Genomic DNA, 23,899 nt, shown 5'->3' on the forward strand with positions numbered 1-23,899 from the left:
CCTCGGAGGGAAGATAGCCTCCCGGATCGCCCGTTCGCGGGAGCGCGTTCGGCGCCGCACCGGTGGCGGCCGACATTCCCCCAGGCGAGTGGCGTGGACGAAGGAGGCGACGTGTCGGCGCGTCTTCGCGCGGAGGGTCGCCTTCAGTGGGCGGCATGTGGTCCTCGCGCACCCGGCCCCGCAGCACCCGGGCCCGTACCCCCCGGTCCCGTACGTCCCGCTCCCTCGCCCTGCTGGCCGCCGTGCTGCTGCCGCTGCCCGTGCTCGCGGGCTGCGCGGGCGGGGGCGAGGACGAGGCCGAGGGCCCGGCCGCGCCGCCGGACATCGCCGCCGTCCCCCGCGCCAAGGTCGCCGACCAGGGCACCCTGACCTGGGCCGTGGACGCGCTGCCGGCCACCTACAACGCCTTCCACGCGGACGCCGACGAGGCCACGCAGCGCGTCGCGGGGGCCGTGCTGCCGGCGCTGTTCACCCTCGACGAGCGCGGGCGGCCCCGGCGCAACCCCGACTACCTCACCGACGCCTCCGTGGTGAGCAGCAAGCCGCACCAGGTGGTGCGCTACAAGCTCAACCCCAAGGCCGTCTGGAGCGACGGCACGGCCGTCACCGCCGCCGACTTCGCGGCGCAGTGGAAGGCGCTGCGCGGCAAGGACAGTGCGTACTTCGCGGCCCGCAACACCGGCTACGAACGGATCGACCGGGTCGAGCAGGGTGCCGGCGCCCACGAGGTGAAGGTCACCTTCGCCCGGAACGACGCCGACTGGCGGGCCCTGTTCACGCCGCTGTACCCGAAGGCGCTCACCGACGACGCCTCGGCCTTCAACGACACCTCCCGCAAGGAGCTGCCACTGGCCGCGGGCCCCTTCCGGCTCGCCGAGCGCGACCAGCAGCAGGGCACGCTGGCCCTGGCCCGCAACCCCCGCTGGTGGGGCGAGCGCGCCAAGCTCGACCGGCTGGTGCTGCGGGCCGTGCCGCGCGAGCAGCGCGTCGAGGCACTGGCCGGCGGCAAGGTGGACCTGGCCGAGATCACCCCCGCCGCGGCCGAGCGGATCATGAAGGCGAACGCGGCGAAGGGCACGCAGGAGCCGCAGGGCGACGCGGGCAAGGCCGGCTCGGCGGCCGCCGCGCCCGGCACGGGCCCGGCCACCGGGCCCTCCGTCCGCACGCCGGTGGCCAGCCCGGCGGTGGTCAGCCCCCCGGCGGTCAGCCCGTCGGTGCGCACGCCCATGGTCTCGCCGTCCCTGATGTCCCCCTCCGTGGCCGTGCCGCCCGCCCCGAAGCGCCCGGGCACGCCGCGCTCCGACGGGGCGAACAAGCCGGTCGCCGCGGACGCGACACTGCTGCGCGGCCTGATGGTCCGCCGCTCCCTGGCGCCCGCCTACACCCAGCTCGCCCTCAACGGCGCCTCCGGCCCGCTGGCGGACGAGCGGGTGCGGCGCGCGATCGTACGGGCCGTGGACCGCAAGGCGCTCGCCGAGTACGTGCTCGGCCCGCTCGGCCTGCCCGTCGAACCGCTCGGCAGCCACCTGCTGGTGGCCGGCCAGCCCGGGTACGCCGACCACAGCGACGCCGTCGGCTCCGTCGACCTCAAGGCCGCCATGGACCTGCTCGCCGACGCCGGCTGGAAGGAGGGCCACGGCGCCGCCCCGGCGAAGAAGGCCGCCCACCTGCCGGTCGTCGGCGGCCTGGACCCGAGCGACGACCCGGAGGACGAGGAGGTCGCGGAGTCCCCCGAGGAGTCGCCCCTCGCCTCCCCCTACGGCGACGAGGACAACGGCAAGGGCCGCGGCGACACCGGCGGCCGCGCGGCGGCCGCGCCGGCCCGCTTCAAGGACGGCCGCAAGCTCGTCCTGCGCTTCGTCCTGCCGAACGGCTCCGGCGCCGAACCGCTGCGGGCGGTCGGCGAGCGCATCGCCCGGCAGCTGGACGCGATCGGGGTGCGCACGGAACTGGTGAAGGTCGAGGACGCGGTGTTCTTCAAGGAGAACATCTCCAAGGGCAAGTTCGACCTCGCACTGTTCGGCTGGCCCACGGGGGCCTTCCCGGCCACGGACGCCCGCCCCGTCTTCGCCAAGCCGCAGCCGGCGCCGGACGGGTCGCTGACGGTGGAGCAGAACTACACGCGGGTGGGCACGGACCAGATCGACCAGTTGTTCGACAAGGCGTCGACGGAGCTGGACGAGGAGACCTCCCACGACCTGCTCGCACGGGCAGACGCCCGCATCTGGGCGGTGGCGGGCTCGCTCCCCCTGTACCAGCGACCCGAACTGGTGGCGACACGGCGCACGGTCGTCAACGCGGGAGCGTTCGGCATGGCAACGCCGCGCTACCAGGACATGGGCTTCCTGCGGGGCGCCCCGTAAGGGGCGCGGGGCAGTGTCGATCTGCGGCTGCCGCCGCGTGGGCGCGATCGGCCACCGGCGGCCTGCAGCCGAAGCACGGCATTTCGTCTGCGGGCGCGTCGTGGCTTGTCGCGCAGTTCCCCGCGCCCCTTCGGGGCGCCCCGTAGGGGCGCATCAGTACAGGCTCAGCAGGGCCTCCACGGCATCCGGCGCCGGGGAGTCCTCGTCCGGGAGGCTCAGTTCGAACCAGACCGTCTTGCCGAGCGGCGTGCGCCTGCTGCCCCACGCCGCGCTGAGCAGGCCGACGAGCTGCAGGCCGCGCCCGCCCTCGTCCGTGTCGCGGGCGCGCCGGCGCCGCGGCTGGACGTGGCCGCCGTCCCACACCTCGCACACCAGCGTGCGGTCCAGCAGCAGCCGCAGCCGGATCTCCCCCTCGCCGTACCGCAGCGCGTTGGTCACCAGTTCGCTGACGAGCAGTTCGGAGGTGTCGACGAGGTCGTCCAGGCCCCAGCTCTCCAGCTGCTCGCGCGCCAGTTCGCGGGCGCGGGCCACGGAGCGCGGCTCGGGCGGGAGGGTCCAGTCGCCGACGCAGCCCGGGCGCAGGCCGCGCAGCCGGGCCATGAGCAGGGCGATGTCGTCCTCGCCGTGGTGGGTGTTCAGGGCGCCGAGCACGTGGTCGCAGACGTCCTCCAGCGGCCGGTCGGGGTCCCGGAGGGCGTCGCGGAAGGCCTGCAGGCCCTCGTCGAGGGGGTGGTCGCGGGATTCGACGAGGCCGTCGGTGTAGAGGGCGAGCAGGGCGCCGTCCGGCAGCTCGACCTCCGTCTCCTCGAAGGGCTCGCCGCCCACGCCCAGCGGCATGCCCGGTGGCACGTCGAGCAGCATGGCCGGCTCCCCGGCCTCGACGAGCACCGGCGGCAGGTGGCCGGCGTTGGCGACGGTGCAGCGCCGGGTGACGGGGTCGTAGACGGCGTACACGCAGGTGGCGAGGTAGACCTCGGAGAGGTCGGCGGGGCGGACGGAGCCGCGCACGCCGCGGGAGGCGGACTGCTTGCCGCCGGGGCGGCCGAGGCCGTGGGCGATCTCGTCGAGGGCGGAGAGCACCTCGGCCGGCTCCAGGTCGAGCATGGCGAGGGTGCGCACGGCGGTGCGCAGCTCGCCCATGGCGACGGCGGCGCGCAGGCCGCGGCCCATGACGTCGCCGACGACGAGTGCCGTGCGGTGCCCGGGCAGTTCGATGACGTCGAACCAGTCGCCGCCGACCTCGGTGGCCGCGTTGCCGGGCAGGTAGCGGCAGGCGATCTCGACGCCGGCGGCCTCCGGGTCGCCGGGGGGCAGCAGGCTGCGCTGGAGGATGAGGGCGCGCTCGTGTTCGCGCCGGTAGAGGCGGGCGTTGTCGATGCAGACGGCGGCGCGGGCGGCGAGTTCGACGGCCAGGGCGGTGTCGCGTTCGCCGAAGGGTTCGCTGCCCTTGGTGCGGGAGAACTGGGCGAGGCCGAGCACGGTGTCGCGGGCGACCATGGGCACGGCGAGGGTGGAGTGGACGACGGCGCCGAGCTCGGGGCCCTCCTCGGGCTCGCGGCCGGGGACGACCTGGACGTGGGCGGTGCGCAGGGCCTGGGCGCAGGGCGAGTGGAAGGGGTAGCGGTGGACCTCGCCGACCTGGACGGGCTTGCTGTCGGCGGCGTCGAGGGGGGCGCCGGAGACGGCGCTGGAATAGGCGACGCGGCGCAGTTCGGCGCTGCCGTCGGCGAGCCCGGGCGGGGCCTCGTCGCCGGCGAGCAGGCCCTGGTAGAGGTCGACGGAGGCCAGGTCGCAGAACTGGGGGACGGCCACGTCGAGCAGTTCGCGGGCGGTCTTCTCCAGGTCGAGGGAGTTGCCGATGCGGGCGCCGGCCTCGTTGAGCAGGGCCAGGTTGCGGCGTACGCCGGCGGCCTCGCGCTCGGCGCGGCGGCGGCCGGTGACGTCGGTGGCGATGGCGGCGACGCCGATGGGCCGGCCGCTGCCGCCGTGCAGCCGGTAGAGGGAGACCGACCAGCGGCGCCGTTCGCTCTGGCCGGGGACGGGTCCGACGAGTTGGATGTCGGCCACCGGTTTGCCGGTGTCGAGGACCTGGCGCAGGGCGGCGGTGAGGCGGTCGGCCTCGGCGCGGGGCAGGAAGTCGTGCGGGGTGCGGCCGCGGTGCCAGGCGGCGGGGCGGCCGAAAGTCTGGGCGAAACTCTCGTTGACGCGGAGCAGGGTGAGGTCGGTACCGAAGAAGAAGAAGCCGAGCGGAGATTGGCCGAAAACGGCTTCCGAAGCGGCAATGTCGGTCTCTATTCCGCGCAACGCCTTGACGTCGAAGGCGACGCAGAGGGCGGTGCGGTCGCCGGAGGCGTCCTCGCCGGGCATCACGTAGATCTCGGCGAGTCCTTCGGGGCCGCCGCGGGCGCCGTCGCGCTGGTAGGGCACGAGGCCCGTCCAGGCCCGGCCGTCGGGCCCGTCGCCGGCGAGGAAGGGCGCGGGCGCGCCGGGCCGGCGTCCGTACCGGCCCTCGCCGGCGGGGGCGAAGACCTCCTGGGGGTCCTTGCCGACGGCGTGCCGTGCCGTTATCCCGAAGAGCTCGGCGGCCCGGTCGCTCCACTGCGCGATGCGGCCGTCGGCGCCGAGCGAGAAGGAGGCCACGCGGATGTGGTCGTAGAGGGAGCCGGGCGGGCTGTTCTGCCACATCGAGGTGGCGCCCGCACCCTCCGGCCTGCCCGCCGTACCCGCTGGCTTCTCGCTCACGTGCCCGTCCCCTCCGGCTCTCGTGCTCGCACCGGCATCAGAAGGCCGAGTATCCAGCACAGGGGGCCTTCGGAACACGGACTTCACGATCACAGCACGGTCTCAACCCGCTATGTGTTCTCCCTGGGTTACTAACCGGGCAGGCTCAGCTCGAACCACACGGTCTTCCCCTGGTTACCAGGGCGGGTTCCCCAGCGGCGGGAGGCCGATGCCACCAATTGCAGGCCACGACCGCCCTCGTCGTCGGTGTCGGCCGCGCGTTCGCGGGGCGGGTCGGGCAGCGGGTCGGAGACCTCGACCAGCAGGCTGGGGCCGGCGTGGGAGTACATCCTCAGGCCGATGGGGCCGGTGGCGTGGCGCAGGGAGTTGGTGACGAGCTCGCTGACGAGCAGCACGGTGACGTCCACGACGGCGTCCAGGCCCCACTCGTGCAGGGTGTCGCGCACGAGCGTGCGCGCAGTGCGCACGGCGCCGGCCTCCGCGGGGAAGCTCCACTCGGCGAAGCCGGGAGTCGACGCCAAGGTCCCCGTGCTGTCGCTCACGCCGACCACTTCCCAGACCGCTGCACGACCCCTCCGGCATGTCCGTCTTTGGGGCTAATAATCAGCACATACCCGGTATGGGGGTCGGACTATCTTCCCTGACCGGAACCGTCCGCCCTAGGTGCCGCATTCGGCGTACAGAACGTGGTCAGGAGATGCCGGTCAGGAGATGCCGGGTCAGGAGGCGCCGGTCAGGAGGCGGGCGGCCGCGGCGACCGCGGGGCGGTCCTGCTCCAGCCAGTCGACGTCGTCGATGTCGCCGGGGGCCAGCCAGCGCAGCTCGTCGTGGTCCTGCAGCGGCTGCGGGTCGCCCGCCACCAGCCGGGCCGTCCAGACCTGCAGGACGTAGCCGGGCTTCAGCGGCCACTGTCCCGCGATGCGCTCCAGCGGCTCGGCCTCGACGCCGAGCTCCTCGCGCAGCTCCCGTACGAGCGCCTGCGGGGCGCTCTCGCCGGGCTCCAGCTTGCCGCCGGGCAGCTCCCAGCGGCCGGCGAGCTCGGGCGGGGCGCTGCGCCGCGCGGCCAGCAGCCGTCCTTTGTGGAGAACCGCTCCGCCCACCACCACACGCTCGCTCGTCACGAGGGGTAAGCGTAAGGCCCGGCACCCTGGGGGTGCCGGGCCGGGGCGGCGCCGGAGCACTAGGTGACGGCCCGGCCGACCCGCTCGACGACGTACAGCCGTCGGTTGCCCTCGGCGTCGAGCCGGTCGGCCACGCGCTCCGCCTCCGTCCTGGTGGCGTAGCGGCCGACGCGGTAGCGGTTGCCGTTCTCGTCCTGGCGGATCACGAGCCAGGGCAGGACCGGTCCGGTGTCCGTCATCGCTCCTGCCCTCCCGCTGTCGCCGCGTGCACCGGCGCACGCCCTTCGGTGACTACTTCCGAAGAAACCGCAGTCCGCATATGCCCGAGCGTACGCCCGGACTTTACGCAGCGGATACGGGTTTTCACGAAGAGGTACGCATTCGGCCACGCGAGCGGATCACTTCGCCGGGGCGAGCTCCTGCTCCTCGGCGACGTCGGTCGCGGCGAGGTCCTTCATTTCCTTCTCGACCTGCTCAAGGGTGGGGTTCCGCCACGCGCTGCGCACGCCCCACACGTAGAAGACCAGAGCGATCAGGACAACCACGGCGATGTCGACGCCCTGCGGCAGGTAGCCCTTGCCGCCGAACTCGGTGCCGCCGGCCCACGAGACCAGCGCCATCACCAGCAGGTAGGTCACCATCCAGGCGCCGGCCTGCAGGTGCGGCTTGAGCTCGGCCCACGGCTTGCGCAGCTCGTACCAGGCCCAGATCGGCAGGCCGATGGCCATGATGAAGATGACCTTGCCCGTCAGCGGCCAGCGGGCCCAGTACATGACCAGCGAACCGAAGATCATCGCGATGGGGGCGATGACCGGCATGGCCTTGAGCTTGACCGGGCGCTTCATGTCCGGCGCGATGCGGCGCAGCGACATCACGGCGACGGGGCCGGTGATGTAGGAGATGACGGTGGCGACACCGACGATCTCGGCGATGGAGCCCCAGCCGCGGAAGACGGCGAGGAAGACGAAGGAGATCGCCAGGTTGAGCAGCAGCGCGGGGCGCGGCACACCGGTCTTGGGGTCGACCTTGCCGAAGACCTTGGGCAGGTGGCCGTTCTCCTGGACACCGTGGATCATGCGCGAGGTGGTGGCCGCGTAGATCATGCCGGTGCCGGACGGGGAGATGAAGGCGTCCGCGTAGAGCAGCAGGGCGAGCCAGTTCAGGCCCCAGGTGATGGACAGGTCCGCGAGCGGGGACTTGTACGCCAGGGTGTTCCAGCCACCGGAGAGGTCCGCGGCCGGGACGGCCATCAGGAAGGCGACCTGCAGCGCGATGTAGATGACCAGCGCGATCAGGATGGAGCCGACGACGGCCTTCGGCAGCGACTTGCCGGGGTTGCGGGCCTCGGCGGCCATGTTCAGCGGCGACTGGAAGCCGTTGAAGGCCCAGACGATGCCCGCGACGGCGACGGCGCTGAAGACGGCGCTCCAGCCGTTGGGGGCGAAGCCGCCGTGGGCGGAGCCGATGTTGCTGGTGTCGAAGTGCGCGAAGATCAGCGCGCCGGCGGTCAGCGCCGGGACCACGACCTTGAACACGGTGATCGCGTTGTTCGTCTTGGCGAACAGGGTGATGGCGAACCAGTTCAGGAAGAAGTAGAAGACGACCAGCACGCTCGCCGCGGCGAGGCCGGTGCCGGTGAGCTCCTTGCCGTCGAACAGCTTGCCCGCCCAGTCGAACTTCCACGAGCTCATGTACTGGATCGACGCGGTCGCCTCACCGGGGATCACGGAGACGATGGCGATCCAGTTGGCCCAGGCGGCCATGTAGCCCGCCAGGGAGCCGTGCGAGAACTGCCCGTACCGCACCATGCCGCCCGCCTTGGGGAACATCGAGCCGAGCTCGGTGTAGGTCAGGGCGATGGTCAGCGCCACCACGGCGCCGATGACCCAGGCAAAGATCGCGGCCGGGCCGGCGAGCACGGCGGCGCGCTCGGCGCCGAAGAGCCAGCCGGAGCCGATGATCGACCCGAGGCCGACGGCCGTCAAGGCCGTCGTGCCGAGGGTCCGGCGGTAATTCGAGTGGGAACCCTGTTCGGTACTCAACGCCCCGGATCTCCTTTTCTTTCTCATCCCCCACGGCAGGAACACAAACCGCGCCATCGTACGGGCGATTTGGCCGAGTTGGTTAATGCCAAAAGGCCCTGAGCTGGGCGTCTGTGAGGTTTGCAACATCGGAAGCGGGGGTTCCGGACCGGGGCGAACCGGGACAATCCCTACGCTTCCTACCCGCCGGTACCGGCCGGCGGGCAGGGCGGGGCACGGGTCGTGACACTGACCCGCGAGTAAGTTCACATCGGGTTCACGCCTACTTCACGGGCAGGTGGTAGGCGACCCGGTACCGCTCGGCGAGCATCACGACGTCCGCCGTCTCCACGGGGCAGCCGCCCGCGTAGTACGTCCGCGAGACCACCAGCACGCCGTGACCGGGCACCCCGCCGAGCGCGAGCGTCTCCTCGGCCAGCCCGGGGCGCGCGCTGACCTCCTCGGTGACGTTGTCCACGATCAGGTCGATGGCCGCCATCCGGTCCACCACGCCCCGGCCGGCCAGCGGCCCCTCCTCCGGCAGCATCACCGGCGTGCGCCCGGTCAGCGCGAGCGGCTCGAAGGAGGTCGAGAGCATGCAGGGCTCGCCGCCGGAGCGGAAGAGGTAGTCGGTGCGCATCACCCGGTCGCCCGGCCCGATCCGCAGCCGCCGCGCGATCCGCGCGTCGGCCGGCACCTGCTCGCTGCGGGACTCCCAGGTGCCCTTGACCCGCTCGTTGGCCTGCTCCTGGCGGAACGGCGTGGACTCCCCCACCCCGCGGTAGCCCGTGCGCACCACGGCCCGGGGCACCGGCTGCTCGCGCACGTACGTCCCCGAACCGGATCTGCCCTCGACGAGCCCCTCCGCCATCAGCACCTTCCGGGCCTCCAGGGCCACGGTGTCCGAGACGCCGTACTGCTCCCGGATGCGGGCCTGGGACGGGAGCCGGGTGTGCGGCGGCAGCTCGCCCGCGATGATTTTCTGCCGGAGATCGCCGGCCACTCGAAGGTATGCGGGCTGGTCACCGAAGGCCACGTCCACTCCCAAGGGGTTGACAGTCCGCAACAGCTTGGCAACCGAACGTTGCGGTCCGCAACCTCTGGCCATGGCGCGACCCTCCGCAGCGAACCCCAGCTCAGCCCGCGCACCCCCGCGCCCCGCCACCGCACGCGCGCCAGGCCCCCGCCCACGGCACCTCCGCGCCCCCTCCCCCACCGGCGAGCACGCAGCGCTACGGACCGTCCGGTCCGCATGCCGCGGGGCCGCCGCCCGGGCGAGTTCTGCGGGCCACCGGTGGCGCCTTCCGCCGGTTGACCCCGCCCGGCTCAACAATCGCCCTGGTCATGAGCGAGAGGAGCCGACCGATGCACACCACGAGGCACCCGGACCGCAGGGCCCTGTTCGATCGCAGGACCCTGCTCGCCGGCGGACTGGCGACCCTGGGCGCCGCCCTGGTGGGCTGCACCCCGACGAGCGCCGACCCCTCGGCGACCGGCTCCCCGTCGGCACGGCCGACCACGCCCGCCACGGCCTTCACCCGGCTCATGGACGGCAACAAGCGCTGGGTGAACGGTCACCTCCAGCACCCCGACCGGGACCCGGACCGGCGCCACGCCGTGGCCCAGGCACAGGAACCCTTCGGATCGGTCCTTTCGTGCATCGACTCCCGCGTGCCGCCCGAGCTCCTCTTCGACACCGGACTGGGCGACCTGTACGTGATGCGCACCGGTGGCGTGACGGTCGGCCCGATCGTCACCGGCTCCGTGGAGTACGGGCCGATGACCAGCGGCACCCCCCTCGTCGTGGTCCTCGGCCACCAGCGCTGCGGCGCCGTCAAGGCGGCGTACGACTCCCTGCACAACGGCAAGCCGCTGCCGGGCAACCTGGAGGCGATCGCCCAGGCCCTGCGGCCGGCGTACGAGCGGACCACCCGCAAGGGCGGCGGCTCCGACCCGGTCGAGACCATGACCCGCACCCAGGTCGAACTGACGGCGTCCGACCTGCGCTCCAACAAGGACCTGGCCCCGCTCGTGAAGAAAGGGGCGCTCGCCGTGGTCGGCGCCTATTACTCGCTCGACACGGGCAAGGTCGAGGTCCTGGGCGGCGCACCGGCCTGACGGCATGAAAAGACGGCATGACGGCATGCAAAAGGGCCGGGCTCGACGGAGCCCGGCCCTTCGCCCGTGCGGCGGAAACGAAGTTCCTGATCCCGGAATAGCTCCTACGCCCCGCCTGCCGCCGCTACGGACGCCCGGAGCATCAATCCATCACTCCGGGTTCACGCTCGTCTTCCCGCCGATCGAGCAACGGCTCAACGGTCTCGAACTTCCATCCGCACATCTCGGTGAGGAAGCCCTGAAGGCACTCCTGGACGGCCTGCTCACGCAGCTGCAAGAATTCTACCGTTCTCCCCGACGCGAGCAGAGAGGCCATGTCGGGGGTTATCGCGTGTGACGCGAGAATGGCCTCCCATTCAGCGTCCCCGCGATGCACTGGCTGCATGGCGACGAGGCTGTCCACCTCATTCGCAGGGATTTTTTTCGAGCTGAGTATGATCCGATTTCCTGCGGAGAATCTGTGACTGCTACCCACGTTCCTGGGGTTGACGATGTAGCCGATCGCCGTGGCCGCGGTGTTGGAATCACCGACAGAACGCGCCAGCCGGGGCTGTTCGATACTGTCCGCCGTCAACAGGTCGCGTGGCCCCAGGGCCCAGAGCGAGCACAGGATGATCTTGCCGGCCCCTTCGTTCGTACGAAGGCGCGCCGCGTTAGGAACCGAACGCTCGGACCTCTCCACAACGTCGATGAGACCCTGCAGCGATTCGCTCATCGAGTGCGGGGAAATCCGGTAGTTCTGAGTCCTCATCGCCCCCGTGGCGCTGCCGCGGAAGATGTAGGGTCCCACCACCGAGGCACGCCAGAACCAACGCCTGAGGGTCTCCAAGGCATCGGGGCCGGGATCGGGGTGGTGCGCGAAGAAGCGCGACAGCACGACCAAGAGGAAGCGGTAGGGCAGCAAGTGGAAGTGCGGGACGCCCGCCTTCTCCTGGACGAATGTCACGGCTCGCAGCAAGGCTTCCTCGCCCGCCTTGTAAGCCGCGTCACGGTCCTCTCGGCCATCCTCAAATTCATGGTGGATATCTCGCGTCACGTCAGGGCCACGCCGAGCCAGGATCGCCCTCAGAATGGTGTCGTCGTCGATCGCACCGAACTGTCGCTCGATGTTGATCCCGTGGGCGATCCTTTCGATCGTGAGAGTCTCGTCCTGCTTGCTCTCGTCTCCCGCATAAAGCGCAGAGAAAACCTCGGCGCGCTTGAGTCTTTTCCCGTAATTGTTCATGCGGTCGAAAATGTCCTGCAGGACGTCCGGGCTGCCCTGCTTGACGACATAGGCCGGGATCGGAAACTGGCGGAGCCGCTTCGTCACGCTGGTCGCGGCATCGAGATGATCGGCGATCTCGGGGTACCTCGCGAACCATTTGAGGATCCGCTGGAGATCGAACACCACCGGCAGTGGAATGATCGCGGGGTCCGAGGAGGGCGGGGTCGAGATGAACGCACCGGTTCGTAGGTTGTACGAGAGCGCGAATCGCTGATCATCCTGACCCGATGGGTGCAACGTGTTAGCCAGCGCCGTGATGCGCTGCTGGCCGTCAACCACCCACTGGGCTGCGTCCGTGGCGGGAGCGTCGATGCGCAATGCCCCCAGACTAACGCGCTGCTCAGCTGCAGGACGCTCCCACAAGAGGAGGCTGCCCACCGGGTAGCCCTTCACTATGCTATCGAACAGACGTCGAACATCCTCGCGAGCCCATCGAAAGCCCCGCTGGAAATGCGGCACCCGAATCTCGCCGTTCCACGCCGCCGCCACCAGCGCCTCGACATCGAACGTGGCCGCCGTGGGCCTCTCCTTCAGGCTGGACATATCCGCCCCCCTCAAGCCGTACAACCCCACCGGAGTTGGTCCGTCACGATCAGGATCGCTCCATGCGGCCGTCCAGGAGACCAACTTCAGGATCTTGACGCAAAACAGCTCTACTTGTACGTGCCTCGCTAGAACAATCGATCAATTCCGGTGTTGGCGCACCGAGCCAACTCTGGCGTTGTGTACACCTGGCACACTCGGTACGCTTGAGCGCATGACACAGCCACTGCCCATAGAGTCCATTCGCGATGTCCGGGCACATCTGGCCGAGGTCGTGGAGCGAGCCGACCGGGACGACGTGCCCACAGTGATCACGCGCCGGGGCAAGCAGGTCGCCGCCGTCGTCTCCATCGAGGTGCTGCGCAAGTACCAGGAATGGGAAGAGCGCGAGATCAACCGGATCATCGACGAGCGCATGGCCAACCCGGCACCCGGCATCCCGATCGAGGACATCATGAGGGAGACGCTGGCGCGCAGTGAGTGAGTACCGCACCGTCTTCCGGCCCGAGGCGCAGGCCGAGCTGCGCAAGGTCCCGCGGGACATGGCTCTGCGCATTCTGGCCAAGCTGACCGAGCTGGAGACCGACCCTCTGGGGTTCAACACCACGGCCCTCGCCTCCCAGCCCGACCGCCGCCGCCTACGGGTGGGCGACTACCGCGTGATCTACACGATCGACAACGGCGAGCTGGTGGTGTGGGTGGTGCACGTCGGGCATCGCTCCACCGTCTACGGCACTTGACCACTCCTGATGCCAGGCCGGAATCGACGAAGGGGTCGGGCTCTCAGGAGCCCGACCCCTACTGACCAGCGTGTCAGCCGCGTCGGAGACGTGTTGTTTCGTCCGCTCAGACGTTGAAGCGGAACTCCACCACGTCGCCGTCCGCCATCACGTAGTCCTTGCCCTCCATGCGGGCCTTGCCCGCGGCGCGGGCCTCGGCTACGGAGCCGGTGGCGACGAGGTCGTCGAAGGAGATGACCTCGGCCTTGATGAAGCCCTTCTGGAAGTCGGTGTGGATCACACCGGCGGCCTCGGGGGCCGTCGCGCCCTTCTTGATCGTCCAGGCGCGGGACTCCTTGGGGCCGGCCGTCAGGTAGGTCTGCAGGCCGAGGGTGTCGAAGCCGACGCGGGCCAGGGTGGCCAGGCCGGGCTCCTCCTGGCCGACCGACTGCAGGAGCTCCAGGGCCTCCTCCTCGTCCAGCTCGGCGAGGTCGGCCTCCAGCTTGGCGTTGAGGAAGATGGCCTCGGCGGGGGCGACCAGGGCGCGCTGCTCGTCCTTGAAGGCCTCGTCGGTCAGCTCGTCCTCGTCGACGTTGAAGACGTAGAGGAAGGGCTTGGTGGTCAGCAGGTGGAGGTCGTGCAGGAGCTCGGCCTTCTCGGAGCCCTGGACGATGCCGGCCGAGAAGAGGGTGGTGCCCTCCTCCAGGATGGCCTTGGCGGCCTCGACCGCCGCGACCTTGGGCGCGACGTCCTTCTTGATCCGCATTTCCTTCTGCAGGCGCGGCAGGACCTTCTCGATGGTCTGCAGGTCCGCGAGGATCAGCTCGGTGTTGATGGTCTCGATGTCGTCCTTGGGCGAGACCTTGCCGTCGACGTGGACGACGTTCTCGTCCTTGAAGGCGCGGATGACCTGGCAGATGGCGTCCGACTCGCGGATGTTCGCCAAGAACTTGTTGCCCAGGCCCTCGCCCTCGCTGGCGCCGCGCACGATGCCGGCGATGTCGACGAAGTCGACGGTGGCGGGCAGGACGCGCTGGGAGCCGAAGATCTCGGCCAGCTTGGTCAGGCGGGCGTCGGGCACGCCCACGACGCCGACGTTCGGCTCGATGGTGGCGAACGGGTAGTTGGCCGCCAGGACGTCGTTCTTGGTCAGGGCGTTGAACAGGGTCGACTTGCCGACATTCGGCAGACCGACGATTCCGATCGTGAGCGACACGTGGCGACTTCCCGTGGGTTCCGTAGGGACGAGGGGCGCGCGCCCCGTGACGCGGCCGGTCCCCCAGTCTACGGGGCGGTGGCGCACACCGGCCCCTGACGGATGATCCCTCGAACGCACGCCCAAGGTGGTGCAAACGGCGTGTCCCGCCCCGGATTCCGCTCGGGGGCCTGCCTAGTTTGGTCGCGTGGAGCAACCCAGCACGCGCACCCCCCAGCGGGGGCCCCGCCGTGGATCCCCCGTGCCCCGCCCCTCCGCCCCCGTGGGGCAGCGCCATGGCGCCGCCCGCGAGCACGAGCGGCACCCCGGGCCCGGCCCGCGCCCGGTCCTGCGGCGGCTGCCCGCCGCCCGGCTGACCGGGCTGGGCAGCGGGCTGCTGACGACGCTGGCCATGCTGGCCGCCGGCTACCTGGACTCGCTGGTGGGCGGCTCGCCCCGGCTGTACGGGGGGTGCTTCCTGCTCGCCGCCGCGGCCTGCGCCCTGTGGGTGCGCCCGGTGGACCTGATGACCGCCCCGGTGAGCGTGCCCATCGCCTACGCGGTGGGCGCGATCCCGCTCAGCGACGCCTCGGGCGGCTTCGTGGGACGGGTGATGAGCCTGGTGACCATGCTGTCGCTGAGCGCGGCCTGGCTCTACAGCGGCACCCTGCTCGCCGGGCTGATCGCGCTCTGCCGCCGGATCGCCCTGATCAGGGTGCGCCGACGGGAACGACGGCAGCAGCGGCAGCAGCCATCGCGGCCCCCACGATCCCCGCGTTGTTCTGCAGACGGGCGGGGACGACCTCGGCGCTGACGCCCTCGATCAGCGGCAGGAACTTCTCCGCCTTGCGGCTGACGCCGCCGCCGATCACGAACAGCTCGGGCGAGAAGAGCATCTCCACGTGGGCCAGGTAGCGCCCCACCCGCTTGGCCCAGCGGCTCCAGGTGAGGTCTTCCTCCTCCTTGGCCCGGGTGGAGGCGCGGGTCTCCGCGTCGTGGCCCTGCAGCTCCAGGTGGCCCAGTTCGGTGTTGGGCACCAGCCGGCCGCCCGAGAAGAGGGCGCTGCCGATGCCGGTGCCGAAGGTCAGGACGACGACCGTGCCCGTACGGCCCTGGCCGGCGCCGTGCGTCATCTCGGCCAGGCCGGCCGCGTCCGCGTCGTTGAGCACCGTCACCGGCACCCCGAGGGCCTCGCCGAGCAGCGCGGCGGCATCCGTACCGACCCAGCTCTTGTCGACATTGGCGGCCGTGCGGGTCGTGCCGTCCACCACCACGCCGGGGAACGTCACCCCCACCGGCCCGCCCGGCCGGCCGAAGTGCCCGACGACCTCCCGCACGCCCTCGGCCACCGCCTGCGGGGTGGCCGGGTGCGGGGTGAGCACCTTGAAGCGCTCCTGCACGAGCTCCCCGCGGACCGGGTCCACGGGAGCCCCCTTGATGCCCGATCCGCCGATGTCCACGCCGAATGCGTTCATACCGAACACGCTACGGCGTGGCGGGGCCCGTCACCCCTCGGACGACGTGCCCTCGGCGGGGGCGACCAGGGTCGCGGCCTCGGCCCGCAGGTCGCGCCGGAGCTCCTTGGGGAGCGAGAAGGTGATCGACTCCTCGGCGGCCTTGATCGTCTCGACGTCCTCGTAGCCGCGCTGGGCCAGCCACTCCAGGACGCCGTCGACGAGAATCTCCGGAACGGAGGCGCCGGAGGTGACGCCGACGGTGTTCACGCCCTCCAGCCACGCCTCCTCGATCTCCTCGGCGAAGTCCACCAGGTGGGCGTCGCGGGCGCCGGCGCCGAGGGCGACCTCGACCAGGCGCTTGGAGTTGGAGGAGTTGCGCGAGCCGACGACGATGACGAGGTCGGCCTCGGCGCCCATCTGCTTCACGGCCAGCTGGCGGTTCTGCGTGGCGTAGCAGATGTCGTCGCTGGGCGGCGACTGCAGCAGCGGGAAGCGCTCCTTGAGCGCGTCGACGGTCTCCATGGTCTCGTCGACCGACAGCGTGGTCTGGGAGAGCCACACGACCTTCTCCGGGTCGCGGATCTCGACGTTCGCCACGTCCTTGGGGCCGTCGACGAGCTGGATGTGCTCGGGGGCCTCGCCGGAGGTGCCGATGACCTCCTCGTGGCCCTCGTGGCCGATCAGGAGGATGTCGTAGTCCTCCTTGGCGAAGCGGACGGCCTCCTTGTGCACCTTGGTCACCAGCGGGCACGTGGCGTCGATGGTGGCCAGCTTGCCGCGCGCGGCCTCCTCGTGGACGGTCGGGGCCACGCCGTGCGCCGAGAAGATGACGATGTTGCCCTCGGGCACCTCGAACGTCTCGTCGACGAAGATCGCGCCCTTCTTCTCCAGCGTCTTGACGACGTACTTGTTGTGCACGATCTCGTGCCGCACGTAGACGGGCGCGCCGTACTGCTCAAGGGCCTTCTCGACGGCGATGACGGCACGGTCCACACCCGCGCAGTAGCCACGGGGGGCTGCGAGCAGGACCTTGCGGGCGGAGGTGGCAGTCATGCGGTCCATCGTACGGGCCCCCACCCACCGGCGTGGCCCGCCCGGCCGCCCGCCGGCCGCACCGAATACTGGCCCCATGGCCCCTCGCTCCGCCCCGCGCGCCGCCGTGCCGCCGCCGCACGGGGACGAGTCGCTGCGCCGGTCCCTGTCCTTCCGCGACCTCGTCGTCTACGGGCTGCTCTTCATCGCACCCATGGCGCCGGTCGGCGTCTTCGGCACGCTGTCGGCCAAGTCGCACGGCGCGGTGGCGCTGGTCTACCTGGTCGCGACCCTGGCCATGGCCTTCACGGCGCACTCGTACGCCCGGATGGTGCGGGTCGCCCCGCAGGCCGGTTCGGTGTACGCGTACGCCCGGCTCGGGCTCGGCGAAGGGCCGGGCTTCGTGGCCGGCTGGATGGCGATGCTCGACTACCTGCTCATTCCTGCCGTCGCCTACCTCTTCTCCGGCATCGCCCTGCACGCCCTGGTACCGGCGGTCCCGCAGTGGGTGTGGACGACGATCGCCATCGCGGTGACCACCGGCCTCAACCTGTGGGGCGTGCGCACGGCGGCCCGCGTGGGGCTGCTGGTCCTGGCCATGGAGATCGCCGTCCTCGCCGTCTTCGTGACGGCCGCCACGGTCGCCCTGGCGCAGGGCGGGGCGCGCCGCGACTGGCTCGCGCCGCTCACGGGAGAGGGCGCCTTCGACACCGGAGCGGTACTGGCGGCCGTGTCGGTGGCGGTGCTGTCGTACCTGGGCTTCGACGCCATCGCCACCTTCGCGGAGGAGGCCGCGGGCGGCTCGCACAAGGTCGCCCGGGCAGTGCTCACGTGCCTGGCGGTCGCGGGCGTGCTCTTCGTCGCCCAGACCTACCTGGCCGCCCTGCTGGCCCCCGCCTCGCCCGCCGAACTGGCGGCGCACCCGGCACGGCAGGGGGCGGCCTTCTACGACACGGTCGACGCGGCCACCGGCACCTGGCTGCACCACCTGGTGGCGGCGAGCAAGGCGGTCGGCGCGGCGTTCGCGGCACTGGCCGGGCAGGCGGCGGCCGGACGCCTGCTGTACGCGATGGCGCGCGACCGGCGACTCCCGCGGGCACTGGCGAAGGTGGACGGCGCCTCGGGCGTACCGCGGCGGGCGCTGCTGGGCGCGGCCACGATCACGCTGATCGCGGCGGTGTGGGCGGCATGGCGCCCGGACGGGCTCGACCGGCTGGTGTCCGTGGTCAACGTGGGAGCGCTGTGCGCGTTCGCGCTGCTGCACGTGTCCGTCCTGGCGTGGTTCCGGGGACGGGGTGCGGTGGTGCCGGTGTGCGGGTTGGCGGTGGTGCTGGCGGTACTGGCGAATGCGGCGCCGACGGCGCTGCTTGTCGGCGTGGCCTGGCTGGCGGTGGGCTTCGTGGTGCTGGCCCTGCAGAGGCGCTCGGCGCCCCCATCCAGCCCGTCCGGCGTTTGAGGACCGGGGGTCCGGGGGCGGAGCCCCCGGGAGACGGGGAGAGGGCGGGGCCGGGGCTCAGCCCGCCGCAGGCGTACCCCGTACCGGGGAGCCCGGGGTGGTGCGGCCCGGTGGGCGGGTTGGTGCCCACCCGTTCCGCCCTGCGGAACGATTGCCCACCAACGGGCTGTCAGCCCTCCCCACTACGCTCGCCCCATGGCTGTGCACACCTCCCCCGACACCCCGCTGCCCGTCGGTCAGGTCAGTCGCCTCATCGGCGGGTGGATCGACCGGCTGGGCGCCATCTGGGTCGAGGGACAGATCACCCAGCTCTCCCGGCGTCCGGGCGCCGGCGTCGTGTTCCTGACGCTGCGCGACCCGTCGCACGACATTTCGCTCACCGTGACCTGTTACCGGGCCGTCTTCGACCGGGTCGCGGACGTCGTCTCCGAGGGCGCCCGGGTGGTTGTGCACGCCAAGCCAGAGTGGTACGCCCCGCGGGGGCAGCTGTCGCTGCGGGCGGCGGAGATCCGTCCGGTGGGGGTGGGCGAGCTGCTGGCGCGGTTGGAGCAGTTGAAGAAGTCGCTGGCCGCGGAGGGTCTGTTCGCGCCGGAGCGCAAGCGCCCGCTGCCCTTCCTGCCCCAACTGATCGGCCTGGTGTGCGGCCGGGCGTCCGCTGCCGAGCGGGACGTGCTGGAGAACGCGCGGCACCGCTGGCCGGCGGTGCGCTTCGAGGTGCGCAACGTGCCGGTGCAGGGGGTGCACGCCGTGCCCGCGGTGGTCGAGGCCGTGCGGGAGCTGGACGCGCACGCCGACGTGGACGTGATCGTCGTGGCGCGTGGTGGCGGCAGCGTGGAGGACCTGCTGCCGTTCTCGGACGAGGAGCTCGTACGGGCGGTGGCCGCCTGCCGTACGCCGGTGGTGTCGGCCATCGGCCACGAGCCGGACACGCCGCTGCTGGACCTGGTGGCCGACCTGCGCGCCTCGACGCCCACCGACGCGGCGAAGCGCGTGGTGCCGGACGTGGGCGAGGAGCTGGCGCGGGTGCGTCAGCTGCGCGAGAGGGCCCTGCGCTGTGTGACCGCGCACCTGGACCGGGAGGAGCGGGGGCTGGCGGCGGCGCGGGCGCGGCCGTGCATGGAGCGGCCGCAGCGGATGGTGGAGGAGCGTGCGGAACAGGTGGACGCGCTGACGGCGCGGGCCCGTCGCACGCTGGGCCACCTGCTGGACCGGGCGGAGTCGGAGCTCGCGCACACCCGGGCCCGGGTGGTGGCGCTCTCCCCGGCGGCGACGCTGCGCCGGGGGTACGCGGTGCTGCAGCGTGCGGACGGGCACGTGGTGCGCTCGCCGGAGGAGGTGGCGCCGCAGGAGCGGCTGCGGGCGCGGGTGGCCGAGGGCGAGTTCGCGGTGGAGGCCGTGGCGGGGGCCGACGCGCCTTCGGCGGCGGGGCCGGGCGCTGTCGCACCCCCCGCATAGGCTGGTGGGCATGGCGACGACGACTGGTGCCGGTGGGGCCGTGGACGATCTCGATGCGCTGGGCTACGAGCAGGCGCGCGACGAGCTGATCGAGGTGGTGCGCCGGCTGGAGGCGGGCGGCACGACGCTGGAGGAGTCGCTGGCCCTGTGGGAGCGGGGCGAGGCGCTGGCGAAGGTGTGCCGGCGCTGGCTGGAGGGGGCGCGGGCACGGCTGGACGCGGCGCTGGCGGAGGAGGAGGCCGCCGAGGCGGCGGGGGAGCCGGCGGAGTCCGACTGACATTTCCGGGCAGGTCGAGCGGGTCCGGCGGGCCGGGCAGGCCGGGCAGGCCGGGCAGGCCGGGCAAGTCGGACGGCAATTCAGGACATGGCGGTGTGGCGCAGATCTCACCAGCTTCCGAGTTAGTTGAAATTTCATCTATCTCGGCGTACGTTGAGGGAGTCGGCCAAGCCGCACCCCGTACCGCTTTTGGAAGGTTGCACCCGCCATGACCCTCGCCCTCGACGCCGCCGCCCAGGACCTGCTGTTCCGCGAGGCCCACACCGCCAACACCTTCACCGACGAGCCGGTGACCGACGAGCAGATGCAGGCCGTCTACGACCTGATCAAGCTCGCCCCCACCGCCTTCAACCAGTCGCCGCTGCGCGTCGTGCTGGTCCGCTCCGCCGAGGCGCGTGAGCGCCTGGTGCCGCTGATGGCCGAGGGCAACCAGGCCAAGACCGCGGCCGCGCCGCTGGTGGCCATCCTCGCCGCGGACAACGAGTTCCACGAGGAGCTGCCCGCCCTGCTGCCGCACTTCCCGCAGGCCAAGGAGCTGTTCTTCAGCGAGCGCCCGGTCCGCGAGCAGTCCGCCGCCATGAACGGCGCCCTGCAGGCCGCGTACTTCATCCTCGGCATCCGCGCCGCCGGCCTGGCCGCCGGCCCGATGACCGGCTTCGACTTCGCGGCCGTGCAGAAGGAGTTCCTGGACGACGACCACACCCCGCTGATGATCGTCAACATCGGCAAGCCGGGTGCGGACGCCTTCTACCCGCGCTCCCCGCGCCTGTCCTACGAGCAGGCCGTCACCACCGTCTGACGCGCCTGTCGCAGCTCTTGCCGGCCGCCGTGCGCGCGCCCTGGGTCAGCCCTTGGCCTTCCCGGTGCGCAGCGCGGCGGCCATTTCCATGAGCCGCTCCTGCGTGGCGCTGCCGGTCACCACGGTGGTCACGCCCGGCTCCTCGCGCACCAGCGCGTTGTACTTCGGCCCCTCGTAGCGCTGCCAGACGGCGTCGCCGATCTTCTCGGTGCGGCCGGTCCGCTCGGCGCGCTGCGTCACCTCGTCGACGAAGGCCGGCGCCGGGCCGTCGCTCTGCTCGACCGCCACGTACTTGCGCTGCGGGTCCAGGAAGCCCAGGTGCCACGCGGAGCCCTGCTTGCCGCCCGCCTTGTACGACACGGACGTCGCCCGCCAGCCCTCGCCCAGGCCCTCGGGGGCGGCCACCGGGTAGGGCGCGGCGCGGCGCGCGGTGTCGAGCTCGACGCGGTAGCCGATGGTGCGCACCGGGTCGCCGCTTTCGTCGTGCGGGATGAAGACGTAACTGAGCACGGCCACCGGGATCACCACCGCCAGCGACAGCAGCATGTTCCGGATGGTCTGGGTCTTGCCGTTCCTACCTGCCACGCCCCCATCGTCCCCCATGCCGTGAGGGATCTTGACGCCGACCTGACTGCTCAAACGTGGGGCGCCCTGCTCACTTAGGCAATCAACCGATAAAGTCATGGCACCCTCACCCTCCCGGCCCACCCGTGGCCCGGGAGGAGCCCCACGGCCGCCGCCGTACAGAGCCGCCGTACAGAAAGGTGCGCCCCGATGTCCGATCACCACCTGCCGTCCCAGCTCGAGGTCAGTCCGGAGGCACCCGACCGCAACCTCGCGCTGGAGCTCGTCCGTGTCACCGAGGCCGGTGCCATGGCCTCGGGCCGCTGGGTGGGCCGCGGTGACAAGAACGGCGCCGACGGCGCGGCCGTCCGGGCCATGCGCGCGCTGATCCACACCGTCTCCATGAACGGCGTCGTGGTCATCGGCGAGGGCGAGAAGGACAACGCCCCGATGCTCTACAACGGCGAGCGGGTCGGCGACGGCACCGGCGCCGAGTGCGACGTGGCCGTGGACCCGGTCGACGGCACCACGCTGACCGCCAAGGGCATGGCCAACGCGGTCTCCGTGCTGGCCGTCGCCGAGCGGGGCACGATGTTCGACCCGTCCGCGGTCTTCTACATGGACAAGCTGGTGACGGGCCCGGAGGCGGCCGACTTCGTCGACATCGACGCGCCCGTCGCGGTGAACATCCGCCGCATCGCCAAGGCGAAGCGTTCCTCCGTCGAGGACGTCACGGTCGTCGTCCTGGACCGCCCCCGGCACGAGGGCCTGGTCAAGGAGATCCGCGAGGCCGGCGCCCGCATCAAGTTCATCTCCGACGGCGACGTGGCCGGTGCGATCATGGCGGCCCGCGAGGGCACCGGCGTCGACCTGCTGCTCGGCGTCGGCGGTACGCCGGAGGGCATCATCGCGGCCTGCGCGATGAAGTGCCTGGGCGGCACGATCCAGGCCAAGCTGTGGCCGAAGGACGCCGAGGAGCGGCAGCGGGCGCTGGACGCCGGCCACGACCTCGACCGCGTCCTGCACACGGACGACCTGGTCAGCGGGGAGAACGTGTTCTTCGTCGCCACCGGCATCACCGACGGCGAGCTGCTGCGCGGCGTGCGCTACCGCTCCGAGACGGCGACCACCCAGTCGCTGGTCATGCGCTCGAAGTCGGGCACGATCCGCCTGATCGACTCCGAGCACCGGCTGTCGAAGCTGCGCGCCTACAGCACGATCGACTTCGAGCGCCCCAGCTGACGCACCGGCGCTTCCTGCGCACCGAACGGGCCGGGCCCCGCCGTCGAACGGCGGGGCCCGGCCCGTGGTGGAGACGACAGGCGGCCAAGGAGCGCGGCGTCAGCCCGCGGCGGCCACCCGTGCGGCGCGCTGGAGGTCGGCGTCCCGGCGGCGGCGCCTGGCGAGCACGACCCGGCGCTCGGCCGCGGTGAGCCCGCCCCACACCCCGTACGGCTCGGGCTGCAACAGCGCGTGCTCCCGGCACTCGACCATGACCGGGCACCGGGCACAGACGCGCTTGGCGGCCTCCTCGCGGGAAAGCCGGGCAGCGGTGGGTTCCTTTGATGGTGCGAAGAACAGCCCTGCCTCGTCCCGGCGGCACACCGCCTCCGAATGCCAGGGGCCGGCCTGTTCCCGAGCGGAAATCCGCTGGGACGGAACGGCGGCTTCCTGCAGGGGCTGATGCGGTAGCAGCACGGTCTACTCCTGACGACGGCTTTGCTTGGCCGATTTGAGTCACCTTTGCCCGCCTCGACGCGCACGGCCATTCGCACCCGCAGCCGTCCGAGAGGCGATGCACCAAGCTTTACCCGCTGTGCGCGAGCTTATTCACACCGTTGCCATGAGCGGAATATCCTCGCCTGCCCCCTCACCCCTCCCGGCTCAGCCGCTTGATCCGCCTGCCCCGCCGGGTCCGCGCCTCCACGCCGCCGAAGAGGGCGAAACCCGTGACGATCACCACCGGCGCATCCGGGTCGGGGGACTCGTTGGCCCGCACCTCGAAGCCGCCGAAGATGCCGGTTCCGGAGCCGCGCAGGGTCACATTCTCGGGCACCTTGATTTCCACGCCGCCGAAGGCGCACCAGGCGTTGATGACGACCTGCCGGTGCTCGAACAGCGCCTCCGTGAGGTCCACCTCCACACCGCCGAACACCGCGATTGCATTCGTGCGCGCACCCACCCGCCAACGGCCCTTGCGGGTGGCACCGCCGAAGACGGCGACGAGATTCTCGGCCGGCGCCGCGACGGGGCGTACGGAGGCGTCGTACGGGCGCGTGGCAGCGGGCCCCGCGGCTGCGGGGGCCCGGGCGGCCTCCGGGCCGCCGGGCAGGTCGTGCACCAGCGGCTCCAGTTCCGCGTGCGTCTTCGCGCTGTAGACCGCGCCGATGCGCTCGGAGTGCTCCTCGGCCGTCAGCCGGCCCTCGGCGAGCGCCTCGCGCAGGATGCCGGCGACCCGGTCGCGGTCGGCGTCGGAGGCGCGCAGCGCGGGCTGTGCGTGCTCTGCGGGCGGCTGCGACTGTCCGGTCGGCTGCGGCTGTGCGACCGGTTCCTGCTGCGCGGGCTGCTTGGTGAGCGAAATGCGCTCACGGGATGAGTCGTCCACGTCGTTCAGATTAGCGACACGCGATAGATCGCGATAGCGGCGCAGCGCGGAGCGGGCCGACCCAAGTGAGTCCTACCTCACCTGCGTCGGCACCGCCGGGGGTTTTAGGCTGTTTCAGCGCTGCCGAAGACGCCAGCGCACAGCCGTCTGCCGAGTGAGGAATGG

General features: G+C 71.7%; 23 protein-coding genes. 10 read left to right on the top strand and 13 right to left on the bottom strand.

Annotation, left to right across the window (positions count from 1 at the left end):
- Nucleotides 1-155: 155 nt before the first annotated feature.
- A complete protein-coding gene (locus tag ABD361_RS19590; protein WP_344436738.1) occupies nucleotides 156-2,363 on the top strand; it encodes an ABC transporter family substrate-binding protein in 2,208 nt (735 codons plus the stop codon).
- A 153-nt stretch (nucleotides 2,364-2,516) separates the two neighbouring features.
- Here the strand turns inward: ABD361_RS19590 and ABD361_RS19595 are convergent, their stop codons facing one another.
- The 6 genes from ABD361_RS19595 to ABD361_RS19620 form a co-directional block, all read right to left on the bottom strand.
- The gene (locus ABD361_RS19595; protein ID WP_344436737.1) at nucleotides 2,517-5,048 is read right to left on the bottom strand and encodes a SpoIIE family protein phosphatase; all 2,532 of its coding nucleotides are present in this window, start codon (nucleotides 5,046-5,048) and stop codon (nucleotides 2,517-2,519) included.
- A 188-nt stretch (nucleotides 5,049-5,236) separates the two neighbouring features.
- Nucleotides 5,237-5,656, bottom strand: a complete 420-nt coding sequence (locus ABD361_RS19600) for an ATP-binding protein (protein ID WP_344436711.1) — start codon at nucleotides 5,654-5,656, stop codon at nucleotides 5,237-5,239.
- Nucleotides 5,657-5,824: 168 nt separating this feature from the next.
- Entirely contained in the window at nucleotides 5,825-6,226 is a 402-nt protein-coding gene (locus tag ABD361_RS19605; RefSeq protein ID WP_425583264.1) for a (deoxy)nucleoside triphosphate pyrophosphohydrolase, read from the bottom strand.
- A gap of 59 nt (nucleotides 6,227-6,285) precedes the next feature.
- Nucleotides 6,286-6,465 carry an SPOR domain-containing protein gene (locus tag ABD361_RS19610; protein ID WP_344436710.1) on the bottom strand — a complete coding sequence of 60 codons (180 nt, stop codon included), beginning with the start codon at nucleotides 6,463-6,465 and terminating at the stop codon, nucleotides 6,286-6,288.
- A gap of 159 nt (nucleotides 6,466-6,624) precedes the next feature.
- On the bottom strand, nucleotides 6,625-8,268 hold the full coding sequence (locus ABD361_RS19615; protein WP_344436709.1) for an APC family permease: 1,644 nt from the start codon (nucleotides 8,266-8,268) through the stop codon (nucleotides 6,625-6,627).
- 262 nt (nucleotides 8,269-8,530) lie between these two features.
- Nucleotides 8,531-9,283, bottom strand: coding sequence for a GntR family transcriptional regulator (locus ABD361_RS19620; protein ID WP_344436735.1), 753 nt, complete (start codon nucleotides 9,281-9,283; stop codon nucleotides 8,531-8,533).
- 329 nt (nucleotides 9,284-9,612) lie between these two features.
- On the opposite strand from ABD361_RS19620, the gene ABD361_RS19625 reads away from it, so the two are divergent.
- On the top strand, nucleotides 9,613-10,365 hold the full coding sequence (locus ABD361_RS19625; protein WP_344436708.1) for a carbonic anhydrase: 753 nt from the start codon (nucleotides 9,613-9,615) through the stop codon (nucleotides 10,363-10,365).
- Between the two features lie 142 nt (nucleotides 10,366-10,507).
- Here ABD361_RS19625 and ABD361_RS19630 read toward each other — a convergent pair whose 3' ends face one another.
- A complete protein-coding gene (locus tag ABD361_RS19630; protein WP_344436707.1) occupies nucleotides 10,508-12,175 on the bottom strand; it encodes a DUF262 domain-containing protein in 1,668 nt (555 codons plus the stop codon).
- A 214-nt stretch (nucleotides 12,176-12,389) separates the two neighbouring features.
- Between ABD361_RS19630 and ABD361_RS19635 the strand changes: the two genes are divergently transcribed.
- Both ABD361_RS19635 and ABD361_RS19640 read left to right on the top strand, forming a co-directional pair.
- Entirely contained in the window at nucleotides 12,390-12,659 is a 270-nt protein-coding gene (locus tag ABD361_RS19635) for a type II toxin-antitoxin system Phd/YefM family antitoxin (protein WP_100828042.1), read from the top strand.
- A complete protein-coding gene (locus tag ABD361_RS19640) occupies nucleotides 12,652-12,915 on the top strand; it encodes a type II toxin-antitoxin system RelE family toxin (protein WP_344436706.1) in 264 nt (87 codons plus the stop codon). Before ABD361_RS19635 ends, ABD361_RS19640 begins: the two co-directional genes overlap by 8 nt.
- Nucleotides 12,916-13,021: 106 nt before the next feature.
- Here ABD361_RS19640 and ychF read toward each other — a convergent pair whose 3' ends face one another.
- A complete protein-coding gene (gene ychF, locus ABD361_RS19645) occupies nucleotides 13,022-14,110 on the bottom strand; it encodes a redox-regulated ATPase YchF (protein WP_344436705.1) in 1,089 nt (362 codons plus the stop codon).
- 241 nt (nucleotides 14,111-14,351) lie between these two features.
- On the opposite strand from ychF, the gene ABD361_RS19650 reads away from it, so the two are divergent.
- Nucleotides 14,352-14,903: a DUF6542 domain-containing protein gene (locus ABD361_RS19650; RefSeq protein WP_344436704.1), complete on the top strand. Its 552-nt coding sequence runs from the start codon at nucleotides 14,352-14,354 to the stop codon at nucleotides 14,901-14,903.
- Here ABD361_RS19650 and ppgK read toward each other — a convergent pair.
- Together ppgK and ABD361_RS19660 are read right to left on the bottom strand one after the other, a co-directional pair.
- Nucleotides 14,800-15,564, bottom strand: coding sequence for a polyphosphate--glucose phosphotransferase (gene ppgK, locus ABD361_RS19655; RefSeq protein ID WP_344436703.1), 765 nt, complete (start codon nucleotides 15,562-15,564; stop codon nucleotides 14,800-14,802). The genes ABD361_RS19650 and ppgK overlap by 104 nt on opposite strands.
- A gap of 30 nt (nucleotides 15,565-15,594) precedes the next feature.
- Entirely contained in the window at nucleotides 15,595-16,599 is a 1,005-nt protein-coding gene (locus tag ABD361_RS19660; protein ID WP_344436702.1) for a 4-hydroxy-3-methylbut-2-enyl diphosphate reductase, read from the bottom strand.
- Between the two features lie 76 nt (nucleotides 16,600-16,675).
- On the opposite strand from ABD361_RS19660, the gene ABD361_RS19665 reads away from it, so the two are divergent.
- The 4 genes from ABD361_RS19665 (at nucleotide 16,676) to ABD361_RS19680 (ending at nucleotide 20,565) form a co-directional block, all read left to right on the top strand.
- Nucleotides 16,676-18,034 (top strand): APC family permease, encoded by a 1,359-nt coding sequence (locus tag ABD361_RS19665; protein ID WP_344436701.1) that lies wholly within the window; start codon nucleotides 16,676-16,678, stop codon nucleotides 18,032-18,034.
- Between the two features lie 195 nt (nucleotides 18,035-18,229).
- Entirely contained in the window at nucleotides 18,230-19,489 is a 1,260-nt protein-coding gene (gene xseA, locus ABD361_RS19670; protein WP_344436700.1) for an exodeoxyribonuclease VII large subunit, read from the top strand.
- A gap of 10 nt (nucleotides 19,490-19,499) precedes the next feature.
- Nucleotides 19,500-19,766, top strand: coding sequence for an exodeoxyribonuclease VII small subunit (locus tag ABD361_RS19675; protein WP_344436699.1), 267 nt, complete (start codon nucleotides 19,500-19,502; stop codon nucleotides 19,764-19,766).
- A 208-nt stretch (nucleotides 19,767-19,974) separates the two neighbouring features.
- On the top strand, nucleotides 19,975-20,565 hold the full coding sequence (locus ABD361_RS19680) for a malonic semialdehyde reductase (protein ID WP_344436698.1): 591 nt from the start codon (nucleotides 19,975-19,977) through the stop codon (nucleotides 20,563-20,565).
- Nucleotides 20,566-20,610: 45 nt separating this feature from the next.
- On the opposite strand, the gene ABD361_RS19685 is transcribed toward ABD361_RS19680, so the two are convergent.
- A complete protein-coding gene (locus ABD361_RS19685) occupies nucleotides 20,611-21,150 on the bottom strand; it encodes a DUF4245 domain-containing protein (protein ID WP_344436697.1) in 540 nt (179 codons plus the stop codon).
- 189 nt (nucleotides 21,151-21,339) lie between these two features.
- On the opposite strand from ABD361_RS19685, the gene glpX reads away from it, so the two are divergent.
- On the top strand, nucleotides 21,340-22,371 hold the full coding sequence (glpX, locus tag ABD361_RS19690; RefSeq protein WP_344436696.1) for a class II fructose-bisphosphatase: 1,032 nt from the start codon (nucleotides 21,340-21,342) through the stop codon (nucleotides 22,369-22,371).
- Nucleotides 22,372-22,470: 99 nt separating this feature from the next.
- Here glpX and ABD361_RS19695 read toward each other — a convergent pair whose 3' ends face one another.
- On the bottom strand, nucleotides 22,471-22,827 hold the full coding sequence (locus ABD361_RS19695) for a WhiB family transcriptional regulator (RefSeq protein WP_344436695.1): 357 nt from the start codon (nucleotides 22,825-22,827) through the stop codon (nucleotides 22,471-22,473).
- A 172-nt stretch (nucleotides 22,828-22,999) separates the two neighbouring features.
- Complete coding sequence (locus tag ABD361_RS19700) at nucleotides 23,000-23,710, bottom strand: DUF1707 SHOCT-like domain-containing protein (protein WP_344436734.1); 711 nt, start codon at nucleotides 23,708-23,710, stop codon at nucleotides 23,000-23,002.
- Nucleotides 23,711-23,899 lie beyond the last annotated feature (189 nt).

The sequence above is a fragment of the Streptomyces luteosporeus genome (assembly GCF_039532865.1).
GTDB lineage: Bacteria > Actinomycetota > Actinomycetes > Streptomycetales > Streptomycetaceae > Streptomyces > Streptomyces luteosporeus.

What these genes read in the sequence shown, in the direction of transcription:
- ABD361_RS19590 (WP_344436738.1), top strand. Translation starts at nt 156, where the DNA reads ATGTGGTCCTCGCGCACCCGGCCCCGCAGCACCCGGGCCCGTACCCCC.
- ABD361_RS19595 (WP_344436737.1), bottom strand. Translation starts at nt 5,048, where the DNA reads ATGTGGCAGAACAGCCCGCCCGGCTCCCTCTACGACCACATCCGCGTG.
- ABD361_RS19610 (WP_344436710.1), bottom strand. Translation starts at nt 6,465, where the DNA reads ATGACGGACACCGGACCGGTCCTGCCCTGGCTCGTGATCCGCCAGGAC.
- ABD361_RS19625 (WP_344436708.1), top strand. Translation starts at nt 9,613, where the DNA reads ATGCACACCACGAGGCACCCGGACCGCAGGGCCCTGTTCGATCGCAGG.
- ABD361_RS19630 (WP_344436707.1), bottom strand. Translation starts at nt 12,175, where the DNA reads ATGTCCAGCCTGAAGGAGAGGCCCACGGCGGCCACGTTCGATGTCGAG.
- ABD361_RS19635 (WP_100828042.1), top strand. Translation starts at nt 12,390, where the DNA reads ATGACACAGCCACTGCCCATAGAGTCCATTCGCGATGTCCGGGCACAT.
- ppgK (WP_344436703.1), bottom strand. Translation starts at nt 15,564, where the DNA reads ATGAACGCATTCGGCGTGGACATCGGCGGATCGGGCATCAAGGGGGCT.
- ABD361_RS19660 (WP_344436702.1), bottom strand. Translation starts at nt 16,599, where the DNA reads ATGACTGCCACCTCCGCCCGCAAGGTCCTGCTCGCAGCCCCCCGTGGC.
- ABD361_RS19665 (WP_344436701.1), top strand. Translation starts at nt 16,676, where the DNA reads ATGGCCCCTCGCTCCGCCCCGCGCGCCGCCGTGCCGCCGCCGCACGGG.
- xseA (WP_344436700.1), top strand. Translation starts at nt 18,230, where the DNA reads ATGGCTGTGCACACCTCCCCCGACACCCCGCTGCCCGTCGGTCAGGTC.
- ABD361_RS19675 (WP_344436699.1), top strand. Translation starts at nt 19,500, where the DNA reads ATGGCGACGACGACTGGTGCCGGTGGGGCCGTGGACGATCTCGATGCG.
- ABD361_RS19680 (WP_344436698.1), top strand. Translation starts at nt 19,975, where the DNA reads ATGACCCTCGCCCTCGACGCCGCCGCCCAGGACCTGCTGTTCCGCGAG.
- glpX (WP_344436696.1), top strand. Translation starts at nt 21,340, where the DNA reads ATGTCCGATCACCACCTGCCGTCCCAGCTCGAGGTCAGTCCGGAGGCA.